The organism is Caballeronia sp. M1242 (genome assembly GCF_017220215.1).
Classification (GTDB): Bacteria; Pseudomonadota; Gammaproteobacteria; order Burkholderiales; family Burkholderiaceae; genus Caballeronia.
This window is the reverse complement of record NZ_CP071129.1, coordinates 2,210,252-2,234,416: the sequence shown is the minus strand read 5'-3', so window position 1 is coordinate 2,234,416 and position 24,165 is coordinate 2,210,252. Positions and strand designations below refer to the sequence as shown.

Annotated in this window: 21 protein-coding genes; 8 read left to right on the top strand and 13 right to left on the bottom strand. The window is 64.6% G+C overall.

Annotated features, from left to right (window positions below; all coding sequences use genetic code 11):
• Positions 1-152 precede the first annotated feature (152 nt).
• Positions 153-488 (top strand): DUF3579 domain-containing protein, encoded by a 336-nt coding sequence (locus tag JYK05_RS10370; protein ID WP_175944861.1) that lies wholly within the window; start codon positions 153-155, stop codon positions 486-488.
• Between the two features lie 142 nt (positions 489-630).
• On the opposite strand, the gene rpsT is transcribed toward JYK05_RS10370, so the two are convergent.
• Entirely contained in the window at positions 631-909 is a 279-nt protein-coding gene (rpsT, locus tag JYK05_RS10365; protein WP_159836876.1) for a 30S ribosomal protein S20, read from the bottom strand.
• A 466-nt stretch (positions 910-1,375) separates the two neighbouring features.
• Between rpsT and murJ the strand changes: the two genes are divergently transcribed.
• Positions 1,376-2,926: a murein biosynthesis integral membrane protein MurJ gene (gene murJ, locus JYK05_RS10360; protein WP_175944859.1), complete on the top strand. Its 1,551-nt coding sequence runs from the start codon at positions 1,376-1,378 to the stop codon at positions 2,924-2,926.
• On the top strand, positions 2,926-3,771 hold the full coding sequence (locus JYK05_RS10355; RefSeq protein WP_206466872.1) for a SirB1 family protein: 846 nt from the start codon (positions 2,926-2,928) through the stop codon (positions 3,769-3,771). Before murJ ends, JYK05_RS10355 begins: the two co-directional genes overlap by 1 nt.
• A 21-nt stretch (positions 3,772-3,792) precedes the next feature.
• On the opposite strand, the gene JYK05_RS10350 is transcribed toward JYK05_RS10355, so the two are convergent.
• From JYK05_RS10350 to lpxK, 5 genes are all read right to left on the bottom strand, one after another.
• On the bottom strand, positions 3,793-4,551 hold the full coding sequence (locus JYK05_RS10350) for a 3-hydroxyacyl-CoA dehydrogenase (protein ID WP_206466871.1): 759 nt from the start codon (positions 4,549-4,551) through the stop codon (positions 3,793-3,795).
• Positions 4,552-4,671: 120 nt separating this feature from the next.
• A complete protein-coding gene (adk, locus tag JYK05_RS10345) occupies positions 4,672-5,337 on the bottom strand; it encodes an adenylate kinase (RefSeq protein WP_206466869.1) in 666 nt (221 codons plus the stop codon).
• 284 nt (positions 5,338-5,621) lie between these two features.
• Positions 5,622-6,413 (bottom strand): 3-deoxy-manno-octulosonate cytidylyltransferase, encoded by a 792-nt coding sequence (kdsB, locus tag JYK05_RS10340; protein WP_206466867.1) that lies wholly within the window; start codon positions 6,411-6,413, stop codon positions 5,622-5,624.
• 10 nt (positions 6,414-6,423) lie between these two features.
• Positions 6,424-6,630 (bottom strand): Trm112 family protein, encoded by a 207-nt coding sequence (locus JYK05_RS10335; RefSeq protein WP_206466865.1) that lies wholly within the window; start codon positions 6,628-6,630, stop codon positions 6,424-6,426.
• Complete coding sequence (gene lpxK, locus JYK05_RS10330) at positions 6,611-7,627, bottom strand: tetraacyldisaccharide 4'-kinase (RefSeq protein ID WP_206466863.1); 1,017 nt, start codon at positions 7,625-7,627, stop codon at positions 6,611-6,613. Before lpxK ends, JYK05_RS10335 begins: the two co-directional genes overlap by 20 nt.
• Before the next feature lie 489 nt (positions 7,628-8,116).
• On the opposite strand from lpxK, the gene xseA reads away from it, so the two are divergent.
• From xseA to JYK05_RS10310, 4 genes are all read left to right on the top strand, one after another.
• Positions 8,117-9,484 (top strand): exodeoxyribonuclease VII large subunit, encoded by a 1,368-nt coding sequence (gene xseA, locus JYK05_RS10325; protein WP_206466861.1) that lies wholly within the window; start codon positions 8,117-8,119, stop codon positions 9,482-9,484.
• Between the two features lie 208 nt (positions 9,485-9,692).
• The gene (locus JYK05_RS10320; RefSeq protein ID WP_206466860.1) at positions 9,693-10,274 is read left to right on the top strand and encodes a superoxide dismutase; all 582 of its coding nucleotides are present in this window, start codon (positions 9,693-9,695) and stop codon (positions 10,272-10,274) included.
• A 637-nt stretch (positions 10,275-10,911) separates the two neighbouring features.
• A complete protein-coding gene (locus JYK05_RS10315) occupies positions 10,912-12,660 on the top strand; it encodes a DUF6798 domain-containing protein (RefSeq protein WP_206466858.1) in 1,749 nt (582 codons plus the stop codon).
• 212 nt (positions 12,661-12,872) lie between these two features.
• Positions 12,873-13,643: a hypothetical protein gene (locus tag JYK05_RS10310; protein WP_206466856.1), complete on the top strand. Its 771-nt coding sequence runs from the start codon at positions 12,873-12,875 to the stop codon at positions 13,641-13,643.
• Between the two features lie 240 nt (positions 13,644-13,883).
• On the opposite strand, the gene JYK05_RS10305 is transcribed toward JYK05_RS10310, so the two are convergent.
• From JYK05_RS10305 to JYK05_RS10275, 7 genes are all read right to left on the bottom strand, one after another.
• Positions 13,884-15,197 carry a glycosyltransferase family 87 protein gene (locus tag JYK05_RS10305; RefSeq protein ID WP_206466855.1) on the bottom strand — a complete coding sequence of 438 codons (1,314 nt, stop codon included), beginning with the start codon at positions 15,195-15,197 and terminating at the stop codon, positions 13,884-13,886.
• A 43-nt stretch (positions 15,198-15,240) separates the two neighbouring features.
• Complete coding sequence (locus tag JYK05_RS10300) at positions 15,241-15,603, bottom strand: ligand-binding protein SH3 (protein WP_206466854.1); 363 nt, start codon at positions 15,601-15,603, stop codon at positions 15,241-15,243.
• Between the two features lie 21 nt (positions 15,604-15,624).
• Entirely contained in the window at positions 15,625-17,046 is a 1,422-nt protein-coding gene (locus JYK05_RS10295; protein WP_206466852.1) for a UbiA family prenyltransferase, read from the bottom strand.
• A 230-nt stretch (positions 17,047-17,276) separates the two neighbouring features.
• Positions 17,277-18,551: an EAL domain-containing protein gene (locus tag JYK05_RS10290; protein WP_175944832.1), complete on the bottom strand. Its 1,275-nt coding sequence runs from the start codon at positions 18,549-18,551 to the stop codon at positions 17,277-17,279.
• 224 nt (positions 18,552-18,775) lie between these two features.
• Entirely contained in the window at positions 18,776-20,209 is a 1,434-nt protein-coding gene (gene mdtD, locus JYK05_RS10285) for a multidrug transporter subunit MdtD (RefSeq protein ID WP_175944830.1), read from the bottom strand.
• 14 nt (positions 20,210-20,223) lie between these two features.
• Positions 20,224-20,970, bottom strand: coding sequence for a GntR family transcriptional regulator (locus tag JYK05_RS10280; protein WP_175944828.1), 747 nt, complete (start codon positions 20,968-20,970; stop codon positions 20,224-20,226).
• A 112-nt stretch (positions 20,971-21,082) separates the two neighbouring features.
• Positions 21,083-22,303 (bottom strand): MFS transporter, encoded by a 1,221-nt coding sequence (locus JYK05_RS10275; protein ID WP_206466851.1) that lies wholly within the window; start codon positions 22,301-22,303, stop codon positions 21,083-21,085.
• Positions 22,304-22,642: 339 nt separating this feature from the next.
• Here JYK05_RS10275 and xdhA point away from each other — a divergent pair, with 339 nt between their 5' ends.
• Positions 22,643-24,157 (top strand): xanthine dehydrogenase small subunit, encoded by a 1,515-nt coding sequence (xdhA, locus tag JYK05_RS10270; RefSeq protein ID WP_206466849.1) that lies wholly within the window; start codon positions 22,643-22,645, stop codon positions 24,155-24,157.
• Positions 24,158-24,165 lie beyond the last annotated feature (8 nt).

Genomic DNA, 24,165 nt, shown 5'->3' with positions numbered 1-24,165 from the left:
GCTGCCGAGTCCGCCATCCAGTCGCGGGCGCGGACGGTCCTCTTCGGACCGTTGGCCAAGCGCCGCCCGGCGCTCGTGCCGGCCGGCGCGGTCGCCGCGTCAAGCGTGTGCATTCGCCGGTGCCGCCACCGGCCGACAAAAGGTATTGCTACATGGCTGAATCATCCCCTACCGAGTACTTCATACAAGGCATCACCAAGAGCGGGAGGAAGTTTCGGCCGAGCGACTGGTCGGAGCGCCTGTGCGGTGTCATGTCGGGCTTCGGGCCGAAAGCGAAAGGGCCGAACGCGCGCCTGCAATATTCCATCTATGTGCGCCCGACCATGATCGGCGATATCAAGGTCGTGATCGTCGATTCGCGTCTGCGCGACATCGAGCCGATGGCCTTCGACTTCGTACTGAATTTCGCGAAGGACAACGACCTGGTGGTGACCGAGGCGTGCGAATTGCCGCCGCATCACGGCACGCAGACGCAGCAGCGTCGCTAGATCTAAAGCCGCACGTCGGCAGCAGGACGCAAAAAAGCCCGCGCAAGCGGGCTTTTTCGTTACAGCGCAGCGGAAACAGGAAGCCGTTCCGACGAGCGCGCGATTCTTAAAACCGCGAGCGCCCGCCGAAAACGAGCCGGAATTACTGGGCTGCGGGAGCCTGCAGACCCTTGATGGCTGCAGCCAGGCGGCTCTTGTGACGAGCGGCCTTGTTCTTGTGGATGATCTTCTTGTCCGCGATGATGTCCATCGTCTTGACCGACGACTTGAACACTTCGGCGGCCTTGGCCTGATCGCCGGCTTCGATTGCCTTGCGAACTGCCTTGATGGCCGTGCGGAACTTCGAGCGCAGCGCCGAGTTGTGCGAGTTGGCTTTGGCGGCCTGACGGGCGCGCTTGCGAGCTTGAGCGGTATTTGCCATGACGGTTCCTTATCCTGTTTCTGCTGTTACTTGTCGGAGCGGGCTTCACCTTCTGACCCGGCGGGCCGGAAGCGGTGATCGACGCGCGCTGCCTTTGATCTGAAATTCCGGGAAGCGATTGAGCGCTTAAGCTATTCGCCATTCGCCATTCGCCATTCGCCCGGAAACCTGAGACGCCCACGCTGGACGCCTTTGGAACACTGCCGACAGAGCCGGAAGTCGCGAAAAGCACGCCGGCGCTTCAAGTCAGACTTCCGCCGGATTCCCGTTTCGGGCGCAATTTCGCCAGAACCGGCCGTCGAAACCCGCGATTATAGCAAGCGAAGACGAGATATGACAAGCGCGACAGTGCGGGCGGCAGGCCGTGCCCGCGCCGCCACGAATTTGGTGCAATCCGTCATTCTCGCGGCGTTGCGCGCCAGCGTGACCGGAGCGCGTCACCCTCGGCCCGTATAATAAGCGCCCCATGAATCTATTCCGAGCCCTCCTGACGGTCAGCGGCTTCACGCTGCTGTCGCGCGTGACCGGCCTGATCCGCGAAACGCTGATCGCCCGAGCCTTCGGCGCCAGTCTCTACACCGACGCCTTTTACGTCGCGTTCCGCATCCCGAACCTGCTGCGGCGCCTGTCCGCGGAAGGCGCGTTCGCCCAGGCGTTCGTGCCGATCCTCGCCGAGTTCAAGAACAGCAAGGGGCATGATCCGACCAAGGCGCTCGTCGATGCCATGTCGACCGTGCTGACCTGGGGCCTCGTCGTGTTGTCGCTCGTTGGCATGGCGGGCGCGGGCTGGGTCGTGTTCGCGGTCGCGTCGGGGCTCAGGCACGACGGCGCGGCGTACGGCCTTGCCGTGGAGATGACGCGGATCATGTTTCCGTACATCATCTTCATTTCGATGACGACGCTCGCCTCGGGCGTCCTTAACACGTACAAGCAGTTCTCGCTGCCCGCGTTCGCGCCGGTGCTGCTTAACGTGGCGTTCATCTTCGCGGCGGTGTTCGTCGCGCCGCACATGAAAGTGCCGGTGTACGCGCTCGCCTACGCGGTGATCGCGGGCGGCCTGCTGCAATTCCTCGTGCAACTGCCCGGCTTGAAGAAGATCGACATGATGCCGGCTGTCGGCCTGAACTTCCGGCGCGCGCTCGCGCATCCCGGCGTCAAGCGCGTGCTTGCCAAGATGGTGCCCGCGACGTTCGCGGTGTCGGTCGGGCAACTGAGCCTCATCATCAACACGAATATCGCGTCGAACATCGGGCAGGGCGCGGTGTCGTGGATCAACTACGCCGACCGGCTGATGGAATTCCCGACCGCGCTGCTCGGCGCGGCGCTCGGCACGATCTTGCTGCCGAGCTTGTCGAAAGCGCACGTCGACGCCAACGCCGACGAATATTCCGCGCTCCTCGACTGGGGCTTGCGCATCACGTTCCTGCTCGCGGCGCCCAGCGCCGTCGCGCTCTTCTTCTTCGCCGAGCCGCTCACCGCGACGCTTTTTCACTACGGCAAGTTCGACGGTCATTCGGTCGTGATGGTCGGCCGCGCGCTGTCGGCGTACGGCATCGGGCTCGTCGGGCTGATCCTGATCAAGATTCTCGCGCCCGGTTTCTACGCGAAGCAGGACATCAAGACGCCGGTGAAGATCGCCGTCGGCGTGCTCATCATGACGCAGGTGAGCAATTACATCTTCGTGCCGATTTTCTCGCACGCGGGGCTGACGCTGTCCATCGGCCTCGGCGCGCTCGCCAACGCGCTGCTGCTTTTCATCGGACTGCGCCGCCGCGGGATTTATCGGCCGTCGCCGGGCTGGACGCGCTTTTTCGTGCAGCTGATCGGCGCGTGCCTCGTGCTCGCCGGCGCGATGCACTGGGTGTCGGCCAATTTCGACTGGATTGCCATGCGCGCGACACCCTTCGCACGAATCATGCTGCTCGGAGCTAGCCTGGTTGTGTTCGCGGGACTGTATTTCGGTATGCTTTCCGCAATGGGCTTCAAATACGCTTACTTCAAGAGACGAGCGCATTGATGACGACGACGCGTATCCTCGACTATTTCTCGGCCCTGATGGCCGACGACGAGAGCCTGCCGCTCACGGAGGCCGCGCTGTCGCTCGCGCAGGACGCCTATCCGGACGTCGACATGCAAGCGGTGCTCGCGGAACTGGACGAACTGGTGGTGCGCGCGCGTCGCCGCATGCCGGAGGACGCGGACGTCAAACAACGCGTCGAGGCGCTCAATCGCTATTTCTTCCGCGAGCTGGGCTTCTCCAGCAACCTGAACGATTACTACGATCCGGACAACAGTTATCTGAACGCCGTGCTGCGCCGTCGGCGCGGCATTCCGATTTCGCTTGCCGTCATCTATCTGGAAATGGCCGAGCAGCTTGGCTTGCCGGTGCAGGGCGTGTCGTTTCCGGGGCATTTCCTGTTGCGCGTCGCCACGCCCGGCAGCGATCTCATGCTCGATCCGACCACCGGCCAATCGCTCTCCGAAGCGCAGATGGTCGAGATGTTGGAGCCGTATGTGCAGCGCGTCGGTGAATCGATCGGCAGCGCGTTGCGCGTGCTGTTGCAGCCCGCGACGCGCCGCGAAATCGTCGCGAGAATGCTGCGCAACCTCAAGAGCATCTATCTTCAGACGGAGCGTTGGCAGCGTTTGCTTGCCGTGCAGCAGCGGTTGGTGATCGCGTTGCCGGACAGTATCGAGGAAGTGCGCGACCGCGGCTTTGCGTACGCGCGGCTCGACTATTTGCGCCCCGCGCTCGAAGACCTTCAGCGCTATCTGGAAGACCGCCCGGACGCGGACGACGCCACCGTCGTCGAGTCCGAGCTGCACGATCTGCGGCTACGCACGCAGGAAAACGGCGACTGAGCCGAGATTCAAGCGGCGCGCTTATTTCGGCTGCATGCGGATCGCGCCGTCGAGGCGGATCACTTCGCCGTTGAGCATCGGGTTGTCGAAAATCTGCTTGACCAGCATCGCGAACTCGTCCGGCTTGCCGAAGCGGGAAGGGAACGGCACCATCGCGCCGAGCGCCGTCTGCACGTCGGGCGGCATGCCGAGCAGCATCGGCGTTTCGAAGATGCCCGGCGCGATCGTCATCACGCGGATGCCGCTGCGCGCGAGATCGCGTGCGATCGGCAGCGTCATGCCCGCGACGCCGCTTTTCGACGCCGCGTACGCCGCCTGCCCGATCTGCCCGTCGAATGCCGCCACCGACGCCGTATTTACGATCACGCCGCGTTCGCCCGCGCCGTTCGGCTCGTTCTTCGACATCGCGTTGGCCGCGAGCCGGACCATGTTGAATGTGCCGATCAGATTCACCGCGACGACCTTGCTGAAGAGATCGAGCGGGTGCGGGCCGTCGCCCCCAACCGTCTTCGATGCCGGCGCGATGCCCGCGCAGTTCACGAGGCCGCGCAGCGTGCCGAGCTTCGTCGCGGCGTCGACGGCGCGTTGCCCGTCGTCTTCGCGGCTCACGTCGCACTTCACGAACACACCGGACAAATCGCGCGCAAGCGCTTCGCCCGCGGCTTCGTTCATGTCGGCGATCACGGGCTTGCCGCCATTGCCCGCGACGATGCGCGCGGTCGCCGCGCCGAGGCCCGAGGCGCCGCCCGTGATCAACACGACGTTGTCTTTCATCTCCATGTGTCTTCTCCTTGTAGTGTGGCCCTCGCGGGCGACGCGTCGATTGTAGCCAACGCGTTGCCGCGAGCACGCATAAAAAAACCCGCTCGTTCGGAGCGGGTTTCTTGGGTGCTCGGCTGCTTACTTCAGCGCAGCGAACACGCGATCGCGGATTTCATCGACACTGCCGGAACCCGAGATGCGCCGGTATTGCGGCGCCTTCAGGCCGTCTTCGGTGGCGCCCGACTTCGCCCAGTCGTTGTAATACGCGATGAGCGGCTTCGTCTGCGCGTCGTACACGTCGAGACGCTTGCGCACGGTCTCTTCCTTGTCGTCCTCGCGCTGGATCAGCGGCTCGCCGGTCACGTCGTCCACCATGTCGTTCTTCGGCGGATTGAACGTAACGTGATACGTGCGCCCCGACGGCGCATGCACGCGACGCCCGCTCATGCGGGTGATGATCTCGTTGAAGGGCACATCGATTTCGAGCACGTAGTCGATCACGACGCCCGCGCTCTTCATGGCTTCAGCCTGCGGAATGGTGCGCGGGAAGCCGTCGAACAGATAACCGTTGGCGCAGTCGCTCTCCAGCAGCCGCTCCTTCACCAGATTGATGATGAGCAGGTCCGGCACGAGTTCGCCCGCGTCCATGTAGCGTTTCGCCTCGACGCCGAGCGGCGAGCCCGCCTTGACGGCGGCGCGCAGCATGTCGCCGGTGGAAATCTGCGGAATGCCGAATTTCTCCTTGATGAAGTTTGCCTGGGTGCCCTTGCCCGCGCCGGGTGCGCCCAACAGGATCAACCGCATGGTGATATCTCCGAATCGTCTAGAAACCGCTGGCGCGAGGTTCGTGACATCCGGCGGCGACGCTCGGGCGGCGTCGACGACAGGCGGCGCGGCCGATTCGACAGGCAGCGCGGCACCCGCGGACAGCGGCGCAACGTTGAGCGTGGCGCTGACCGGAAGGCTCGCGCAATCGCTTGATTATGCCACGCCTCATTACGATCGCGGCCCTGATAGCGATTATGGAAACCGCTAAGACGCCCGTCGCGCGGGCGTTTGGCGGGGTATACACCGGTTGCGCGATGCGTTCAGTTCACGCGTGGAAAGAGCGCCTGCACGCGCGCGAGGTCCGCGGGCGTATCGACGCCGGGCGGCGGCGCGTCTTGCGTGACAAGCACCGCGATACGCTCGCCGTGCCACAACGCGCGCAGTTGTTCGAGGGCTTCGGCCGCTTCGATAGGCGCTTGAGCAAGCGTCGGGAAGTCGCGCAGAAACTTCGCGCGGTAGGCGTAGAGCCCGGTATGCCGCAGCACGTTGTCCGGCACGGCGGGCAGCGCGGACAGCGCGGCGACGTCGGGCCAGTGCGGCTGCCACGCATCGCGCGACCACGGAATCGGCGCGCGGGAGAAGTACAGCGCGACGCTTTTCGCGTCCAGCGCGACCTTCACCACGTTCGGATTGAAGACGTCGCCGGGATCGTGGATCGGATGCGCGGCCGTCGCGATCGCGCATTCGCCGTGCGCGGAAAGATGCGTGGCGACATCGCGCACGAGTTGCGGGTCGATCAGCGGTTCGTCGCCCTGCACGTTCACGACGATCGTCTCGTCGCTCCAGTTCAGGCGCGTGGCGACTTCCGCGAGGCGGTCGGTGCCGGTTGGGTGATCGCTGCGCGTGAGCATCACTTCGATGCCGTGATCGCGGGCTGCTTCGACGACGAGGTGCGAGTCCGTCGCGACGAGCACGTGACTCGCGCCCGACTCGCGCGCCCGTTCGGCGACGCGCACGACCATCGGTTTGCCGCCGAGATCGGCGAGCGGCTTGTTCGGCAGCCGCGTGGACGCGAGACGCGCGGGAATGACGGCGATGAACGGCACGGACATGTCGATGACTTCAGAGGTCGCCGACGGGCTTCAGCGGCGTAACGGGCGTGCCTTCGACCGTCTGGCGCGCTTCGTCCACGAGCATCACCGGAATGCCGTCGCGAATCGGGTACGCGAGTTTGTCCGCGTTGCAGACGAGCTCCTGTGCCGCGCGGTCGTAGTTGAGCGGGCCCTTGCAGATAGGGCATACGAGGATTTCAAGCAGACGTGCGTCCACGGAGTTTCTCCACAACGAGAGCGATGAGGCGAGGGCTGAGCACGGCTTGCACGGGAACGACCCAGATGCGCGCGTCGCGCCAGGCTCCGAATTTTACTGCATCCTTTTCCGTGATCAGGATCGCGTCCGCTTCCACCGAGGCGAACGGATTCTCGCGATACGCGTAGTGATCGGGGAAGGCGCGAGTCGTCGGCGCGATGCCCGCCGCGCGCAGCGTCGCGAAAAAGCGCTCGGGCGAGCCGATGCCCGCCGCCGCGACCACTTTCTCGCCGGCGAACTGCGCGAGCGGCCGGCGCACCGAGGGATCGTCGAGCAGCCAGGCGTCGCCGGGTTCGAGATCGAGCGCGAACGTGTTCGGCCACGGCGGCAGCGTGCGGTCGTAGGGACTGTTGATGAGCGTGGCATCGCGATGACGCGACATCGGCTCGCGCAAAGGACCCGCAGGCAGCAGGAAGCCGTTGCCGCCAAGGCGGTCGTCGAACACGACGAGTTCGAACACGCGCGCGAGGCGATAGTGCTGCAGCCCGTCGTCGCTCACGATCACGTCGACATTCGGATGCGCGATCAGCAAAGCGCGCGCGGCGGCGACGCGGTCCGGACAGACGAACACCGGCGCATGCGTGCGGCGCGCGATCAGAAGCGGCTCGTCGCCGACTTGGTTCGCGAGGCTCGCGGGCGTGACGCTCGTCGGCTCGGCGACCTTCGCGCCGTATCCGCGGGAGACGACGCCCGGCTGGAAGCCCGCCGCCCGCAGCGCCTCGACGAGCGCGATGACGGTCGGCGTCTTGCCCGTGCCGCCGACGGTCACGTTGCCGACGACGACCACCGGCACGCCGACATCGACGCGCTTCATCCAGCCCACGTCGAAGAACGCGCGGCGGGTCGCGGCGATCGCGCCGAACACGCACGCAAACGGCGTCAGCGCCCACGCGACGCCGCCGCGCCGACGCCATTCGCGGGCGAAGAAGTTTTCGATCGGCGGCTTGAAGTCAGACATGGACCGCCTTCGCGCGTACGGCTTGCAATGCGCAGTAACGCGGGAACGATCTCGGGTACGGCAGGGCGCGCAACGGCAACTCCTTCGGTTTCGGTATGCGTTGTACGGTTCGACCGGCGGTGCGCGCTCGAAGGTCCCAATCAACCTCGGAACCGCGCGACCGGTGCACGACCCGGCACTCTATCGCGCGAACGCGCTCTTCGCCAGTCGGTGCGGCCGTTCGCGGCACCGACGCAAACTGTGGATAACTCTGTGAAGAACTTGGCGTTCAAAAAGGCGAAATCCGCTTCAGGAAAGAGTTGCTTCGGGAAATTGCCTGGCTTGCTGCAATAAAACGCGTCGAATCAAAGACTTGCTACGAACTCATGGGCGTCCGGCGGCCGTCGGGGAGCCGTATCGGTAACTTCTTCTGTGTGGACACTTGCTACACTTGCGGGGCCTTGCCAGGCGGACCGCGCCGGGCGACGCGCCTCTCATCCGATCTCAACCATGACTCCCGATTCCTTGCCGACGCCAGGTGGCGACGCCGTCATCCCCGTTTCCGTGCTCAACCGTGCGATCGGCACGATGCTGGAGCGGTCGTTTCCGCTCGTCTGGGTATCGGGCGAAGTGTCGAACTTCACGCGCGCCGCGAGCGGCCACTGGTACTTTTCGATCAAGGACGCCAACGCGCAGATGCGCTGCGTGATGTTCCGAAGCCGCGCGCAGTACGCCGAGTTCGTTCCGCGCGAAGGCGACAAGATCGAAGTGCGCGCGCTCGTCACCATGTACGAGCCGCGCGGCGAATTGCAACTGAGCGTCGAAGCGGTGCGGCGCACGGGGCAGGGGCGCCTGTACGAAGCGTTTTTGCGCCTCAAGGCGCAACTGGAGAGCGAAGGCCTCTTCGCCGCCGAGCGCAAGCGCGCGCTGCCGACGCATCCGCGCGGCATCGGCATCGTCACGTCTTTGCAGGCCGCCGCGTTGCGCGACGTGCTGACCACGCTCGCGCGCCGCGCGCCGCACGTGCCGGTGATCGTGTATCCGGGGCCGGTGCAGGGCACGGGCGCCGGCGCGAAACTCGCGGCGATGGTCGAAGCGGCCAACGCGCGGCGCGAAGTCGATGTGCTGATCGTGTGCCGCGGCGGTGGGTCCATCGAAGACTTGTGGGCATTCAACGAGGAAGTGCTCGTCCGGGCGATAGCCGCGAGCGAACTGCCGGTGGTGAGCGGCGTCGGTCACGAGACGGACTTCACCATCGCCGATTTCGCCGCCGATGTCCGCGCGCCCACGCCGACCGGCGCAGCAGAGCTCGTGAGTCCGCAGCGCGTGTTGTTGCTGCGCGAGCTGGATCATCGCCACGCGGCGCTCGCGCGCGCGTTCGGACGCACGATGGAGCGTCGCGCGCAGCAACTCGACTGGCTCGCGCGCAGGCTCGTGAGTCCCGCCGAGCGGCTCGCGCGGCAGCGCGTGCATCTGCGGCAACTCGCGAGCCGTCTTGCAACAGCCGGCGCGCGGCCCGTGCGCGATGCGCGCGCGCACTTCGCGCTCGTGCGCTATCGCTGGGAGCGCAGGCGGCCGGATGTCGCCGCGCAAAGCGAGCACCTGCTGCGGCTTGCGCAGCGCATGAAAAGCGCGAACGAGCGTCGTCGCGAGCGCGAGAAAGCGCGCGTATCCGAGCTCGCGGCGCGTTTGCAGGTGCTGAGTCCGCAGCGCACGCTGGAACGCGGTTATGCCGCGCTCATCGACACGCAAACGGGCCGAGCGCTGCGCGCGCCGAACGCGCTGAAGCCCAAGCGCGCGCTCACGGTTCACCTCGCGCAAGGCTCGGCGGATGTCGTTCTCGCCGACGTTCAGCCGCGTCTGTCCGACGATTTCTGACGCGTTTCGCGCTCGCGCCACGGCGTAATTTCGACGTGGCGCGAAGCGCGGCCGCGAGCACTTTTTACGCCGCTTTTGACGGTAAGAAAGCGATCTTGCTCATAAAGGCGGGCGGTTTGCGGGGTTATCCCAACTCGCCTACAATCCATTGCTCCACTGCTTCACTCCTCACAGTCCCACAATCCACATAGAAAGGAAGCTCGCAATCATGGAACATACGCTCCCGCCGCTGCCGTTCGACAAGAACGCGCTTGCACCGCACATGTCGGAAGAAACGCTCGAGTTTCACTATGGCAAGCACCACCAGACCTATGTGACCAAGCTGAACGAGCTGATCAAGGGCACTGAATTCGAGAACATGCAGCTCGAAGAAATCGTGAAGAAGTCGTCGGGCGGCGTGTTCAACAACGCGGCTCAGACGTGGAATCACACGTTCTTCTGGAATAGCCTATCGCCGAACGGCGGCGGCGCTCCGACCGGCGCGCTGGCCGACGCAATCAACGCGAAATACGGCTCCTTCGACAAGTTCAAGGAAGAGTTCGCGAAGGTCGCCGTGGGCACGTTCGGCTCGGGCTGGACGTGGCTTGTGAAGAAGACGGACGGCTCGCTCGATATCGTCTCGACGAGCAACGCCGCGACGCCGCTGACCACCGACAGCAAGCCGCTCGTCACGCTGGACGTGTGGGAGCATGCTTACTACATCGACTATCGCAATGCGCGTCCTAAGTTCATCGAGGCATTCTGGAACATCGTGAGCTGGGACTTCGCTTCGAAGAATTTCGGCGCGTGAGTTCGTGGCGCTGACCGGATAGCGCTGGTAAGTGCCGCAAAGTTCGTTGGATGTTAAGTATCTGAAAGCCCTCCGTGCGAGGGCTTTCTTGTTTCTAGAGTCGGCTGACTAGGGCGCGGTCTTTTGCGGCTGGGCTAAAAACTGACGCGGACGAGCTGCCACTTGCGCAGCGGAAGCGCGAACCGACGATGCACCGCATCAGGCGCAGTATCTTCGTTCGCTGTGCTGAGCGACTCATTCTTTCTTATGCGCAGACCGCGCCAACGCTCCCGCGACGGCGAGCCCCGAGTCCTTCTTCTCGCGCATTCCGACTTGGCCGCGCCGCGCCATTGTGTCTATGAACACGGCGATCCCGCTAAATAAACTTCGCGCAGATAAACGGCAGCGTCGACAATTCGGTCGCCTCGCTTCCTCCATAACAGTGAAGTCGCAGACACACAAATCCGAACGGCAGACTCCTTGTTATTTCTTTTTGTCCAGGCGATAACTTCCGTTACCAGAAGTGCAACACGGCGCGAACCATGACGATTCCATTCGACAGCCAGGAAAAGTGTCAGCACTCCAATACGGCGACGAAAGAAAATGTCGGCACCGTTTTGCAGTTGGGCGACGTCCGCAAGGACGGCCGTTATCTGCAATGAGAAAGATCGCGCCGGTCGAACGAGTCGATGCGACCCGCAGAGAAAGCGGTACCGAGCCTCTATTCATGCAAGAGACGCTCGGTTGGCGCGGTTGGGCGGCTTTGTTGACAGCACTTAGTCTGCTGTCCATAGCAGTCACCGGTTTCACGATCGACAGTAACAATATCTTCCACTTGCCGATTCTCGAGGGCTTGTGGCGCGAACCGCAGTTCGCGCACGATGCCTTCATTCAGTCGCTGCGTTATTTCGCTTCCGGATTTTGGCTTCTTCAGGTGGGCATCGCCGACGACAGCAATGTGCTGAAGTTCTTTCTTCCGTGGCTGTTTGTTTCTCGACTGCTTTTCTTCGCGGGCATCGGCTCCTGGATCGGCATTCTGGGGCTGAAGGGGCGAACGCAGACGCTGATTTTCATGCTGCTGTGCGCGGTCATCGGCTTGCTGCGCGGCGAATCTTTCGCTGGCGAAGGCGGAATCGCCATCAGTTCTTTCAGCCACTCGGAACTCGGCAACGGCTTGGGCCTGATTGCGCTCTCGCTCGTGTGGCGCCACCGTTATGCTTGGGCGCTGGCCGTGGCAGGGCTCGTATTCGCACTCAACATCTTCATGGCCGTCTGGCTTGCGCCGCTCATGGTGGCGATTGTTTGGTTGCAATGGCGAGAACAAGCGCTATCCATTGGGCGCCTCGTGCGCAGAAGTTGGCCCGGCTTGCTCGCGTGTGTCGTGCTGGCGCTTCCGGTGTTGGTCAATCTTTCGCACAACCCCGAATTGGGCAAAAGGCCCGATTACGATTTCCGCGTGTATTTGCTCGAGCATTGGCCCGATCACTTTCTGGCGATGCACTTGGCGCTCAGGCAATACGTCGGCTTTGCGGTCGTTATCGCGACCGCCTTCGTCTCGGCATCGCAGTTGCCGCGAGAGCGGACGCGGCTGATATATGCGCTGACCGGTGTGTTGCTGGGAACGTGGGCGATCGGCGCGCTGCTACCGCTGGTCACCGCGTCGCCCACGCTGTTCAATCTTCATCTGCTGCGCTCGACGACGTATCTGCAAATACTGGCCGGACTTGCGCTCGCAGCCGTCATCACGCGATGGATGACCTCGGCGAAGGAGGCGGATCGCTTTGTATGGGCGCCTATTCTGGTTTGTGCCGTGGTTGTCAGCCCCTTGGGCGCTGCGATGCTGCTTCCTGTGCTAGCCATGCGAAAGATCTGGCAACCCGGTGCGCGGCTCGCCAGCCCGATCGTCGCGGCATTGCTGCTGACGCTGTCTACCGCGGGAACGGTGGCGCAGATCGTCAAGCAGTATCGCCGCGTTTCGGACGCTGCCGCAAAGCGCGCGGACTGGCTCGCCGTGGCCGGATGGGCGAAAGCCAATACGCCTCCTGATACGGTCTTCCTTTTGCCGGTGATGCGGCTCTACGAGCGCAGCCCCCTGCCGGAAGCGCCGTCGCGCATGAGAGACTTGCTGATCGGCAGCGAGGTGTTTCCCACGATGTCGCATCGCCAGGTTTGGATCATGGGTAAATATGGCGCAGCGGCGCTTTGGCTGCCCAGCTACTACCACACTTGGCACCAGCGGATGGTCAGCAGTCTCGGCGCCGCAAGCCTGCCGGAACGCATGGCTTACGCGCGCAGTAATGCTATCGGCATGGTGGTGGATGATTGCGGCGTCGCGGGCAGGGATGTTCCGGTCTACCGGTCGGGCAGGCTCTGCGTCTTTTCGTCGGATGATCGGGAGGGTGAATGAGCGATGCCCGCGTCGGGCGGCTTGGCCGGACTAAGGACGCGGCTGTCATCCGCATGGCGCGCGCTGTAACGACGCGGCGCCTTCACGCGACTCTCCCAGCGTGAGCTCGCGCGTCCTGAGTCCTAAAGTTCCACGGTAACGTTCCGTTATTTCATTGTCGGCATCCGTCGAGAGCGGCGGCCTGTGCTCACTCCGAAGACAATGAACTCGCCATGAAACTCCTATCGAAACTCTGCCTGCTCGCTCTGCCCATCCTCGCCGCATGCGGCGGCGGCGGCGGCGACGACAAGACCTGCGTGTCGGATCTCAGCAATCTGACGAAATCCTGTGTTCCCAAGACGTCTCACGCATTGCCCGAAGGCCTCTGGTACGGATCGGCGAATTCGTCGCAGTCGTTCGCGGCGCAGACCATCGTGCTGGAAAACGGGCAGTACTACAGCATCTACACGCAGAGCGGCTCGTTCGTGTGGATGATCGAAGGCATCATGACGGCTACCGACGGCGCGCTCACCGATTCAGCGACGGTCGGCTTCCACAACCTCGGCGCGATTCGCGCAGGCACGCTGACGGGCAACTTTACGACGAAGAGCGCGCTTTCCGCCACCACGAGTCTCTACGTTGCGCCTGACACGACCGCCACCGCCTTCAACGGCAACTACAACGCGACCTACGACACGCCGCTCGCCCTGAGCGATGTCGCGCGTACGTGGACGAGCGGCGCGGGCTATAACCCGGTCTCGACGATCACCATCGCCGCCGACGGCACGGCCAACGGCACGCAGAGCGCATGCACGTTCTCGGGCAGCTTCAAGCCACGCGCAACCGGCAAGCATCTGCTCGACGGCACGCTGAATTTCAGCGGCGCGTTGTGCGGTCTTAACAACGTGTCGATGCCCGTCGAAGCGACGGTCGTAAACGGCTTGCTTACCGTGGTCGGCGTGACGCCGCAGCGGGACCAGGCGTTTTATCTGGCGGCGCAGTAAGAGTGGTGTCGTTGCGGGCCGAGGGGCGGTGCACGCTAGACCAGCGCCTCGGCTGACGCAATCGAGCTGATGCCATCAGCAACACCGCAAGCGGCCGTTTTATGCGTTCATCCACGCCCGCTCGATAAAATAGCGATCTTTCCCTGCACCACCGCTTCATCATGAAACGCTTCGCTGCCCTCTGCGTCGCGGCGTGGACTTCCGCCGCGCTGCTTTACTTCGGACGCCACTCCGCCGCGCTCATCGTGATGTCGGGCGTGCTCGCGCTGGCGGCGTTCGATCTTCTGCGCCCGGAATCGAACGAACGCGCGTGACGCCGCCGGTCGCGAAGTATCGCGCGACGAGCAGCGCGTACAGCAGCCATACCGCGACCGTATAACTCGCGCCGCGCGACGCGAACGCCATCACCGCAATCGCCAGGCTCGCGAGCAGCAATTCGACTCGCGGCGCGACCCGCGACAGCCGCGCGCCGGGCCGCTCGAACGCCGTGCCGAACAAAATGCACACCGGAATCAGTGCAACGACCAGATGCACCGGCTCCAGCATCGGGGATGCGACGAGCATCGTCATCGTGGCGAGCGCGAAATCGATGCGACGGTCCGCGTGGCGCCGCGCCACCAGCACCACGGCCAGCGTGCAGACAACCGAGGCGGTAGCGATCCAGACCGCGCCGAGCATCGCCTGAGACGCGCCGAGGCCGGCGCTCTGCAGCACCGTTTGCAGGCCGCCGCGCAGCGCAACGTTGATCGGCGCGCCGCCGAGCATGAGGTTCTGCGTGTTGAGGCGCGGCATGTCGGATACGACGTAATGCCAGATCGCATGAAACCCGAGCGCCCACGCCGTGATCGCGGTCAGCACGACGGACGTCACGAACGTGAAGAGGGCAGTGCGCCATTCGCGTCGCAACAGCAGCAGACCCGCAATGGCGATGGGCGTCACCTTCAGCGCGATCGCCACGCCGAGGAACACGCCCGCGAGCCCGCGATTGCCGCGATCGATGAAGAAGAACGTCGCCGCGAGCAGGAAGAACAGCAACTCGTTCGACTGGCCCCAATACACATCGTCGAAGAAAGGGCGGCTCAAGAGCGCGAGCGCGACGATCAGCAGCACGACGCCGCGATCCGCGCCCCGATACGCGAGCTTCGCGACCATCGCGACGCCCAGCGCGAACAGCATGAGCGATCCGCCGACCCACACGGCCTTCGCCGCGAGCGGCGAGAGTGCGCCGAGCGGCGAGAACAGCCACGCGAATTGCGGCGGATACGCATAGAACACGTCCATGCCGGCATCGCGGGCGCCGATCGAGCGCATGAACGCGACGAGGCTCGCGTGATCGTAGAGCACCGTTGCATCGGCAGGATGGCGCAGCACGGTCGTGAACGCGTACAGGTAGTAGTTGAAATCGCTGAAGGCGTTCGCGGGATCGGCGCGGAACTGCGCGTAGACGTGCGGCACGCGCGCCGCGATCATCGCTAGCGCCACGACGATCAGCGCGGTCGAAATCGCGCCGAGACTCGGCGCGGACTTGCCCGCGGCAGTCCGTGAAATCAGCATGACAGTTCCCCGAAACGACTCTTTTTTTGATATTCAACGCGGCTCAGGCCGTGGCCGGAGCGGGCGCGTAAAGCAGCAGAACACTTGCGATCAACAACGTGGCGCCGGCAAGCGTGCGCAGCGACATCGCCTCTCCGAGCAGCACGCCGAACAGCATGATTTCGAGTATCGTCACCACGACCATCAACGGATACGCGACGCTCAGTTCCACGCGCCGCAGCGCGAGCGCATACAGCACGAAGCCCGCGCCATAAGCGCCGATCGCCCCGAGCCGGTAGATGAGCGCGCGCGGCTCCATGCCGAAGACGAGCGCGTGGCCGCTCGCCGGCAGCGTGCCCGCGAGACGCAGCAGGATACTCGCGAGCGCACTGCACGTGCCGCTCAGAAGAAGCGTGATGTATTGCATGAAGCGCAGGTCAGGTTGGAGCTAGATCGCCGCGACGATCGTGGCGATGCATAGACAGATGACGAGAAGGCTCAGGCGGTTCTTGATCGCATAGACGATCGGGTCGTCGTGCATTTCGCCGCGAAACGCGAGCATCCACACGCGACTCACCCAGTACAGCAAGAGCCCGAAGAGCACCCATAGCGCGTGCGGATGCCGATACAGCAGCCGCACGTCCGACGAGTTCAGATACAGCGCCAGCACCAACACGGCGACATACCCCGACGCGGTGCCGAACGAACGCAGAATGCCGAGATCCTGCGTGACGTAGCCGCGCCCGGCCGCCGACACCTTGCCGTCGCGCAAGAGGGCGTCGAGCTCGGTGTAACGCTTGACCATCGCGAGGCTCAGGAAGATGAGCACCGAGAACATGATGAGCCAGTCCGACAGCAGGATATCGGCCGCCGCGCCGCCCGCGATCACGCGCGACGTATAAAGCGCGGCGAGCGTGAAGACATCCACCAGCATCAGGCGCTTGAGCTTGAACGAATACGCGAGCGTCACGATGAAGTAGCCGCCGAGCACGAGCTGAAAGTTGGGCGCGAGTTGCGCGGCAAGCGCGGCGGATGCGACGAGCAGCGTCAACGTGAGCGCCATGCCGTAGGTCAGCGGCAGTTGCCCGGACGCGAACGGCCGGTTGCGCTTCTTCGCGTGGCGACGGTCCGAGTCGAGATCGAGCATGTCGTTCAGCAGGTACACCGCCGACGCGCAAAAGCTGAACGAGAAAAACGCGAGCGTTTCGGCGAGCAGCATCGCCGGATCGGTGAAGCGGTGCGACGCGAGCAGCGGCACGAAAATCAGCAGGTTCTTCACCCACTGGTACACGCGCATTTCCTTGAGCGTCAGGCGAACGAGCGAGCGCTTTTCTTCGAAGAAGACGATCGTCTTGTTCACCCTTTCAGCCGCCGCCGCGATGTGCCGATTGCCGACGACGATCGCCTGCCGCGACGCCTCCCAGACCGGCACGTCGGCGAGCGCGTTGCCGCAGTAATCGAAACCGTGCGCGCCGAATTCCTTCGTGAGCGCGCCGGCCTTTTGGCTGCCTTTGAGGTTGTGCGAATGATCGCTTGCAAGCACGCCTGTGAAGATGCCGAAGTGCTTGGCGATCTGTTCTGCGAACTGTTTGTTCGACGCGGTGCAGAGATAAAGGTCGCGTCCCGATTGACGCTGCTCCCGCAGATATTCGACGAAACGCGCGTTATACGGCAGCACGGACACATCGATGGCTACGCGCTCGGCGATCTGCGCCTTCAGGTACGCCTTGCCGCGCAATAACCAGACAAAGCAGTAGAGGATATAGACCGGATTCTTCTTGACGAGCACGAGGAACGATTCGACCAGCAGATCGGTGGCGGTCAGCGTGCCGTCCAGATCGACGCACAGGGGAACGCTAGCTTCGGCCATGATTTCCTCGTTGCGATCATTCGTCGTGAGATTCGGGCGGGCGCCGCCGAACCGTTTGCGTACAGAATAACGAGGGCTCTTTTTCTAGCTCTGTGCGTTAGGGCACTCGTGTCGCGCGCCCGAGACAGTACGGTATCTGTTTCCCTAGGTTTTGTGAATTGTTTGGGACCGCTTGCTTTCGGGGACGGATGCGGCGCTATTAAGTAAGCGCCGCATGGAAGAAACGCGTCTCAGCGGCGCTTCGGCACGCCTTCCCAGTTGATGTCGACGCACAGCACCTGAAGCCCGTAAGGCGTTTGCGCCGCGATGGACGCGGTCACGCACAGGTGCGCCTCGTTTATCGACAAATAGGGTGCCGTCAGATGCACGCGCCCCGGCGCGCGCAGCGCCTCGATGAAATAAGGCCGGCGTTCCCAGCTTGCGCCTTCCGAATGCAGCAGCGGGCTGAAGCGTTTCGCGCGCTGCGACGTGCGCACGACAGGCACCACGTTGTCGCCGATCTGCCTGCCCGCGTGGTCGAGCAGGAAGCAGCGCGCGGTGTCGGCCAGTTGCAGCAATTCGCTCGTGGCGGCGGCGAGCGCCTCGCCTTCCATCAGCTTGACGGCGGCGCGTTCCAGTCCACTCACGTACGGTTCGAGCCGCGCGGCCTGCGCGCGCTCGCGGGCCGCGACCCGTTCGCGCGATGCCGCCGAGAGCGCGTCCATCGTTTTTGCGGCGACTTCGCTGTGCACGGCGTCGACGCTCGGCTGCGCGAAATACGCGCCCTGCACGAAATCGACATTGCATTCGAGCGCGATCAGCGCGTCGCGTTCGGTGGCGAGGCCGCCCATCAGCACGAGCTGGCCGGATTCGTGAAGCAGCGACACGAGCCGCGGCAACACGCGCTCGATATGCGAATGCTCGGTCGCCTGCTGAAGAATGCAGCGGTCGAGCGAGACGATGTCCGGCCGCAACTGCCACACGCGGTCGATGTTCGAATGCTTCACGCCGAAGCCGTCGAGCGCGATCAAAAAGCCCGACTTGCGCAGCGAATCGACGATTTCGGAAAAGCGCGTCGTCTCGCCGCCCGCCTGCTCGGGCACTTCGAGCACCACGCGCTGCGGCGGCAGGCCGATGTCCTTCAGCGCGGCGAGTAGCGCGTCGCCGTAGCTCGTGTCCATCAGCGCGGCCGGGTGAAGGCTCAGGAAAAGCCATTCGTCGTGGCTGTCGAACGCATTGAAGTTGCCCAGATGCAGCGATTCGGCGAGCCGGCCGAGTTCCAGCAAGTCGCCGCGCCGCGCCGCCTGCGTGAAGACCTCGTGCGACGGCACATGCCGATGCGTCTCGTCGCGCGCCCGCAGCGACGCGTGATAGCCGATCGCCCGCCGGTGCGACACCGAAAACACCGGCTGAAACACGCTGAAGACGGTGTATTCGCCATACAGCACGGTGCGACGCGAGCCGTCGTCGCCGGCAACAGGGCGCGGCGGCTGGAAGCGGGGAGGGTCGAGATCAACCATGCTCATGGTCTAACGGGCGTCGATCGGCTTTATGAGATAGCGGCAGTTTACAAGATCGCATCCGATCATTCGAGCAAGAAGCATGCGAATCGAGCATCGGCGCGGGTTTGCGCAGTGGGGCGCGTGCATTCGTCCGCTTATTGCGGGTCGAGATGACGTCGGGCGTCGCGTCGCGGTGCCGTGCGCACCACTGCGGTGCTGCGCGACGTCGCGATGGGGAGCGCAATCGCTCAGTTTGCTTCCGACGGGTCCGGCTTCTTGCGCGCGCCGCGCACTTCCGGCGCGAGTTGCCCGAAGATCCACGCGGTCGCCGCCGTGATGACGCCCACGCACAGGAAGGTCGCGTGGAACGCAGGCAGCGAATTCGTTTCGGTGACACGCGGAAGGAGCCCGGTGAACGTCGAGAGGATCGCGCCCGCGACGGTCACGCCGAGGCTCATCGACAGCATCTGCACGAGCGAAAACAAGCTGTTGCCGCTGCTCGCGCCGCCGGTGCCGAGGTCCTTCAGCGTGAGCGTGTTCATCGCGGTGAACTGCATCGAATTCACGGCGCCGAACGCGGCCAGTTGCACGAGCCGCAGCCATAGCGGCTGATGCGCGCTCGTGAGCGCGAAGCTCGCCATCATCAGGCCGACGAGCACGGTATTCGTCACCAGCACGCGCCGGTAACCGACGCGTTCGATCAGCCGCGTGACGAGCCGCTTGCTCGCCATGCCGGCGGCGGCGACGGGCAGCATCATCATGCCGGCCTGGAACGGCGTATAGCCGAGGCTCACTTGCAGCAGAAGCGGAATGAGATACGGCATCGCGCCGCTGCCGATCCGCGCGAACAGGTTGCCGAGCAAGCCGACGCTGAACGTGTGAATCTTGAAGAGATCGAGCGAGAAGATGGGTTGCGCGGCGCGCGTCGCGTGCAGCCCGTAAGCGACGAAGCAGCCGACGCTCAGAATCAGCAACACGAGCACGATAGCGTGCTGAAGGCCGAGATCGGCGAGACCGTCGAGCGAAATGGTCAGCGCCACCATGCCGACCGCGAGCAGCAGATAGCCCGCGAGATCGAAGCGCGCGGTCGCGGGATTGCGGCTGTCGGGCATGTACAGATTCGTCGCGATGCAGCCGATCACGCCGACCGGCACGTTGATCAGAAAGATCCAGTGCCACGACGCGATCTGCACGAGCCAGCCGCCGAGCGTCGGACCGATGAGCGGCCCGATGAGCCCCGGAATCGCGACGAACGCGAGCGCCGAAAGGTAACGCTCCGCCGGAAAGACGCGCAGCACGGCGAGCCGGCCGACCGGCAGCAGCATCGCGCCGCCCACGCCCTGCACCACGCGAAACGCGACGAGCCCGGTGAGCGACTGCGCCTTCGCGCACAACAGCGAGCCGATGGTGAAGATCAGAATCGCGCTGAAAAACACGCGCCGCGTGCCGAGCTTGTCCGCGAGCCAGCCGGAGACCGGGATCATCATCGCCATGGTCAGCGAGTACGCGATCACGACGCCCTGCATGCGCAGCGGCGCTTCGCCGAGGCTTCGCGCCATCGCGGGCAGCGCGGTGTTGACGATGGTCGAGTCGAGCGTCTGCATGAAGAAGCCCGTCGCGACGAGCCACAGCATGATGGTGAGCGATCGGTCGGACGGCTGGACTGTGGCGGTGTCGGTCATGGCGGGCGACGTCGTTATTTGCGAAGCTCGGCGACGAAGTCGTAGTAGTCGTTGCGGCAGTAGGTATCGGTCAGCTCGATCGCGCGCTGGTCCGCCGTGTAGCCGACGCGCGTGATGAGCAACAGCGCGTCGTGCGGCGCGATGCCCATCTGTTCAGCAATCTCCGGACTCGCGTTCACCGCGCGAAAGTGCTGCAACGCGCGCACGATGGAGAGGCCGCGCGTGTCGAGATAGCTGTAGAGCGAATCGCCGATGGCGAGCGGATCGGGAATCAGCGCGGCGGGAAAGGTGGAGTTCTCGACGGCCATCACGGTGTCGTCGGCAAGGCGCAGGCGCTTCAGGCGCGCAACGGTGGCCGCGGGCGAGAGACCGAGCTGAATCACTTCTTCGCGATTGGCCGGCTCGATGGTGCGCGAAAGCCACTTCGAACTCGGCTGGAAGCCGCGCCGCCGCAGCATTTCGGAGAAGCTCGACAGACGCGAGAGCGGGTCTTCGTAACGCGGCCGGATGAAGCTGCCCGCGCCTTGTTCGCGTCGAATGAGCCCTTGCTCGACCAGCAGCGCGATGGCCTTTCTCGACGTAATCCGCGAAACGCCCAGCGCTTCCGAGAGCACGCGCTCCGACGGCAGCGCTTCGCCCGCGTTCCAGCGGTTGTCGTGTATAGCGTTGGCGAGCTTGCGGGCGAGTTGCAGATAGAGCGGAGTGTCGCTGTCCGGGTCCGGGCGCAAGTCGCGCCAGCGGTCTTCCGTGGTCGAGTTCATAAATCGGACGCTGTGGGGCCAAGCGGCGATTTTAAGACAAAGAGCGGGCAAAATTTCCGGCGTTTGCCTGCTCTTTCGGACGAGAGAGTGGAGCGATTTGCGAATCGACCGTTCACGCGGTTGCCGGGCCGCCCACGCCGCGCCCGGCGCGCATGTAAAGCGCCACCGACAACGCCACCGCCGATGCCGCCGCCAGCGCCGCGAACAGGAACACCGAGCCGTAGCCGAATTCGCCCGCGACATAGCCCGCGAGCGGCCCGGTCAGACCGAGCGACAAATCGAGGAACACCGAGTACGCGGAGAGCGCCGCGCCGCGGCTCGCGGGCGGCACGAGGCCGACCGCTTCCACGCCGAGCGCCGGAAACACGAGCGCGAAGCCGCATCCGGTCAACGCCGCGCCCGCCAGGGCGAAGGTGGGTTCGGCGGAGAGCCACAGCATCAGCAGGCCGGCGCATTCCAGCGCGAACGAGACGATGGCGACGCGAAAACCGCCGTAGACCTTGATCGTGTTGGCGAACAGGAGGCGCGCGCCGACGAAGGTCGTGCCGAACACGGTGAGCGAAAGCGCCGCGTTCGGCCAGTGATGCGCGGCATAGAAAAGCGTGATGAACGTGGCGATGGACCCGAAGCCCGCGGAACCGAGCGCGAGTCCGAGCCCATGCGGCAGCACGCGGAAGAACACGCTGCGATACGACATCCGCTCGCCGTGCACGATGGGCACGCTCGCCATGCGCGTCGCGAGCCAGTAGCCGATGCCGCCGAGCGCGATCACGATGAAGCCGAGCGACGCGAAGCCGAGCGAATGGTCGATGGCGACGCCGAGCGGCGCGCCGATCGCAAGCGCGCCGTACGTCGCGATGCCGTTCCACGAGATCACCTTCGCGTTGTGCGCGACGCCCACGCGCCCGATGCCCCATGTGATCGATCCGGTACCGACCCAGCTTTCGCCGAAGCCGAGCACGAGTCGCGCGATCACCAGCAGCACGAGGCTCACCGCGTGCCATTGCGCGGCGAGCGCGGAGCACAGCAGCAGCACGCCGCTCGCCGCGCAGGCGGCCAGGCCGTACAGCACCGTTTTCTTCGGCCCGAGCGTGTCGGCGGTGCGGCCCGCGAGCGGCCGCGACAGCAGCGTGGCGAAGTATTGGACGCTGATCGCCGCGCCCGCCATCACCGAGCCGTAGCCCAAATCCGTATGCACGAAGCCCGGCAGCACCGCGAGCGGAATGCCGATCGTCAGATAGCAGAGGAACGTGTACAGCACGACCGAAACGATCCGTAGAGTGACGGCGAAATCGCCTTGCGGCGCGGCGGCGGTGCGGGGCTGGGTGGACATAGGGAAAGTGCGGACTTGAATTCGGCGCGAAGGCGTGATTCTCCCATATGTTGCGGCGCAGCGTCGCAGCCGTTTTGTAACTGGATGGTCCAAATTTTCCGGAAGCACGGTCGTGCCGCATCGCTGAAAGCCTTGTCGGGCGGGGCGCTGGTGACTTATCGCGGGGCGAATATGTCGCTCATGCAATGTCCGCTATGGGTTCCACATTTTGGCGGTGATAGCTTTCGAACCATCGAGGCGGTCGGACTATTCCGAAAATTCCCGGCCGAACCTCTCCGCCACCGGCTGCGCACCCCGCGCAACCAGCAAGAAGCCATGAAGCCCCGCGAGACATTCGTCATGACCCAGCCGATCCGCTTTTATCACCGCAACGCGATCCGCGAAGTGAGCGGCGCGTCGCCCACGCGCACCGTTCTTCAATATCTGCGCGAAGACGCGCGCTGCACCGGCACCAAAGAAGGCTGCGCCGAGGGCGATTGCGGCGCGTGCACGGTCGTCGTCGGCGAGCCGGACGGCGCGGGCGGCGTCGCGTTCAAGGCGGTCAACGCGTGCGTGCAGTTCCTGCCGACGCTCGATGGCCGCGCGCTCTTCACCGTCGAAGACCTGCGCCAGCCCGACGGCTCGCTGCATCCGGTGCAGCAGGCGCTCGTCGATTGCCACGGGTCGCAGTGCGGCTTCTGCACGCCGGGCTTCGCCATGTCGATGTTCGCGCTCTACGAAAAGCACGGCCACGCGACCACCGGCTGCGCGCACCGCACGACGCCTTCGCGCGAGGAAATCAGCAACGCGCTGACCGGCAACCTGTGCCGCTGCACGGGCTACCGGCCGATCATCGACGCGGCCGAGCGCATGTTCGATCACGCGCCGCTCGCGCCCGTCGATGTGCAGTCGCTCGCGCGCACGCTCGACAGCATCACCCGCGACGACACGTTCCACTACGAGCACGCCGGCCGCCAGTTCGACGCGCCGCGCACCGTCGAGGCGCTCGCGAAGATCAAGGCCGAGAAGCCGGACGCGCGCATTCTCGCGGGCAGCACGGACGTCGGCCTGTGGGTGACGAAGCAATTGCGCGATATCGGCGACATCGTCTACGTCGGGCAGATCGATGCGTTCAGGCGCGTCGAGACGACGGACGAGTGGATCGAGATCGGCGCGGGTGTGAGCGTCGAGCGCGCGTATGCGGAACTCGCGAAGACCTACCCCGAACTGGAAGAGATGTGGCTGCGGTTCGCGTCGCTGCCGATCCGCAACGCCGGCACGCTCGGCGGCAACGTGGCGAACGGCTCGCCCATCGGCGATTCGATGCCTGGACTCATCGCGCTGAACGCGCGCGTGGTGCTGGCGAGCATCGACGGCACGCGCGAATTGCCGCTCGAAGACCTGTACCTCGCGTATCAGAAGAAGGACATGGCCGAGCATGAATTCGTCGCGGCGGTGCGCGTGCCGACGCGCACGGGAAAACGCGCGAATCTGCGCTTCCGGACTTATAAGCTGTCCAAACGCTTCGACTCCGACATCTCCGCCGTGTGCGCCGCGTTCGCGTATATCGCGGAGGGCGACGTGATCCGCGAGCCGCGCATCGCATTCGGCGGCATGGCCGCGACGCCCAAGCGCGCCGCCCGTGCCGAAGCCGCGCTCGCCGATGCGCAGTGGCACGAAGCGACGGCGCAGGCCGCGATGCGCGCGCTCGGCGAGGACTACGCGCCGCTCACCGACATGCGCGCGAGCAGCGGCTATCGGCTGGAGACGGCGAAGAGCCTGCTGTACCGCTTCTGGCTTGAGACCCGCCCGCACAATCCGCTCTCGAAATCGAAGCTGGATGTGCGCGCGATCGAACTCGTCGAAGCGAAATAAGGACACAC

Coding starts and splice junctions, on each gene's coding strand:
- JYK05_RS10320 (WP_206466860.1), top strand. CDS start 9,693: ATGGAACATACGCTCCCGCCGCTGCCGTTCGACAAGAACGCGCTTGCA.
- JYK05_RS10350 (WP_206466871.1), bottom strand. CDS start 4,551: ATGGAGATGAAAGACAACGTCGTGTTGATCACGGGCGGCGCCTCGGGC.
- JYK05_RS10280 (WP_175944828.1), bottom strand. CDS start 20,970: ATGAACTCGACCACGGAAGACCGCTGGCGCGACTTGCGCCCGGACCCG.
- JYK05_RS10370 (WP_175944861.1), top strand. CDS start 153: ATGGCTGAATCATCCCCTACCGAGTACTTCATACAAGGCATCACCAAG.
- xseA (WP_206466861.1), top strand. CDS start 8,117: ATGACTCCCGATTCCTTGCCGACGCCAGGTGGCGACGCCGTCATCCCC.
- JYK05_RS10305 (WP_206466855.1), bottom strand. CDS start 15,197: ATGCTGATTTCACGGACTGCCGCGGGCAAGTCCGCGCCGAGTCTCGGC.
- mdtD (WP_175944830.1), bottom strand. CDS start 20,209: ATGACCGACACCGCCACAGTCCAGCCGTCCGACCGATCGCTCACCATC.
- JYK05_RS10315 (WP_206466858.1), top strand. CDS start 10,912: ATGAGAAAGATCGCGCCGGTCGAACGAGTCGATGCGACCCGCAGAGAA.
- JYK05_RS10355 (WP_206466872.1), top strand. CDS start 2,926: ATGACGACGACGCGTATCCTCGACTATTTCTCGGCCCTGATGGCCGAC.
- kdsB (WP_206466867.1), bottom strand. CDS start 6,413: ATGTCCGTGCCGTTCATCGCCGTCATTCCCGCGCGTCTCGCGTCCACG.
- lpxK (WP_206466863.1), bottom strand. CDS start 7,627: ATGTCTGACTTCAAGCCGCCGATCGAAAACTTCTTCGCCCGCGAATGG.
- JYK05_RS10310 (WP_206466856.1), top strand. CDS start 12,873: ATGAAACTCCTATCGAAACTCTGCCTGCTCGCTCTGCCCATCCTCGCC.
- rpsT (WP_159836876.1), bottom strand. CDS start 909: ATGGCAAATACCGCTCAAGCTCGCAAGCGCGCCCGTCAGGCCGCCAAA.
- JYK05_RS10290 (WP_175944832.1), bottom strand. CDS start 18,551: ATGAGCATGGTTGATCTCGACCCTCCCCGCTTCCAGCCGCCGCGCCCT.
- JYK05_RS10295 (WP_206466852.1), bottom strand. CDS start 17,046: ATGGCCGAAGCTAGCGTTCCCCTGTGCGTCGATCTGGACGGCACGCTG.
- JYK05_RS10300 (WP_206466854.1), bottom strand. CDS start 15,603: ATGCAATACATCACGCTTCTTCTGAGCGGCACGTGCAGTGCGCTCGCG.
- adk (WP_206466869.1), bottom strand. CDS start 5,337: ATGCGGTTGATCCTGTTGGGCGCACCCGGCGCGGGCAAGGGCACCCAG.
- xdhA (WP_206466849.1), top strand. CDS start 22,643: ATGACCCAGCCGATCCGCTTTTATCACCGCAACGCGATCCGCGAAGTG.
- murJ (WP_175944859.1), top strand. CDS start 1,376: ATGAATCTATTCCGAGCCCTCCTGACGGTCAGCGGCTTCACGCTGCTG.
- JYK05_RS10275 (WP_206466851.1), bottom strand. CDS start 22,303: ATGTCCACCCAGCCCCGCACCGCCGCCGCGCCGCAAGGCGATTTCGCC.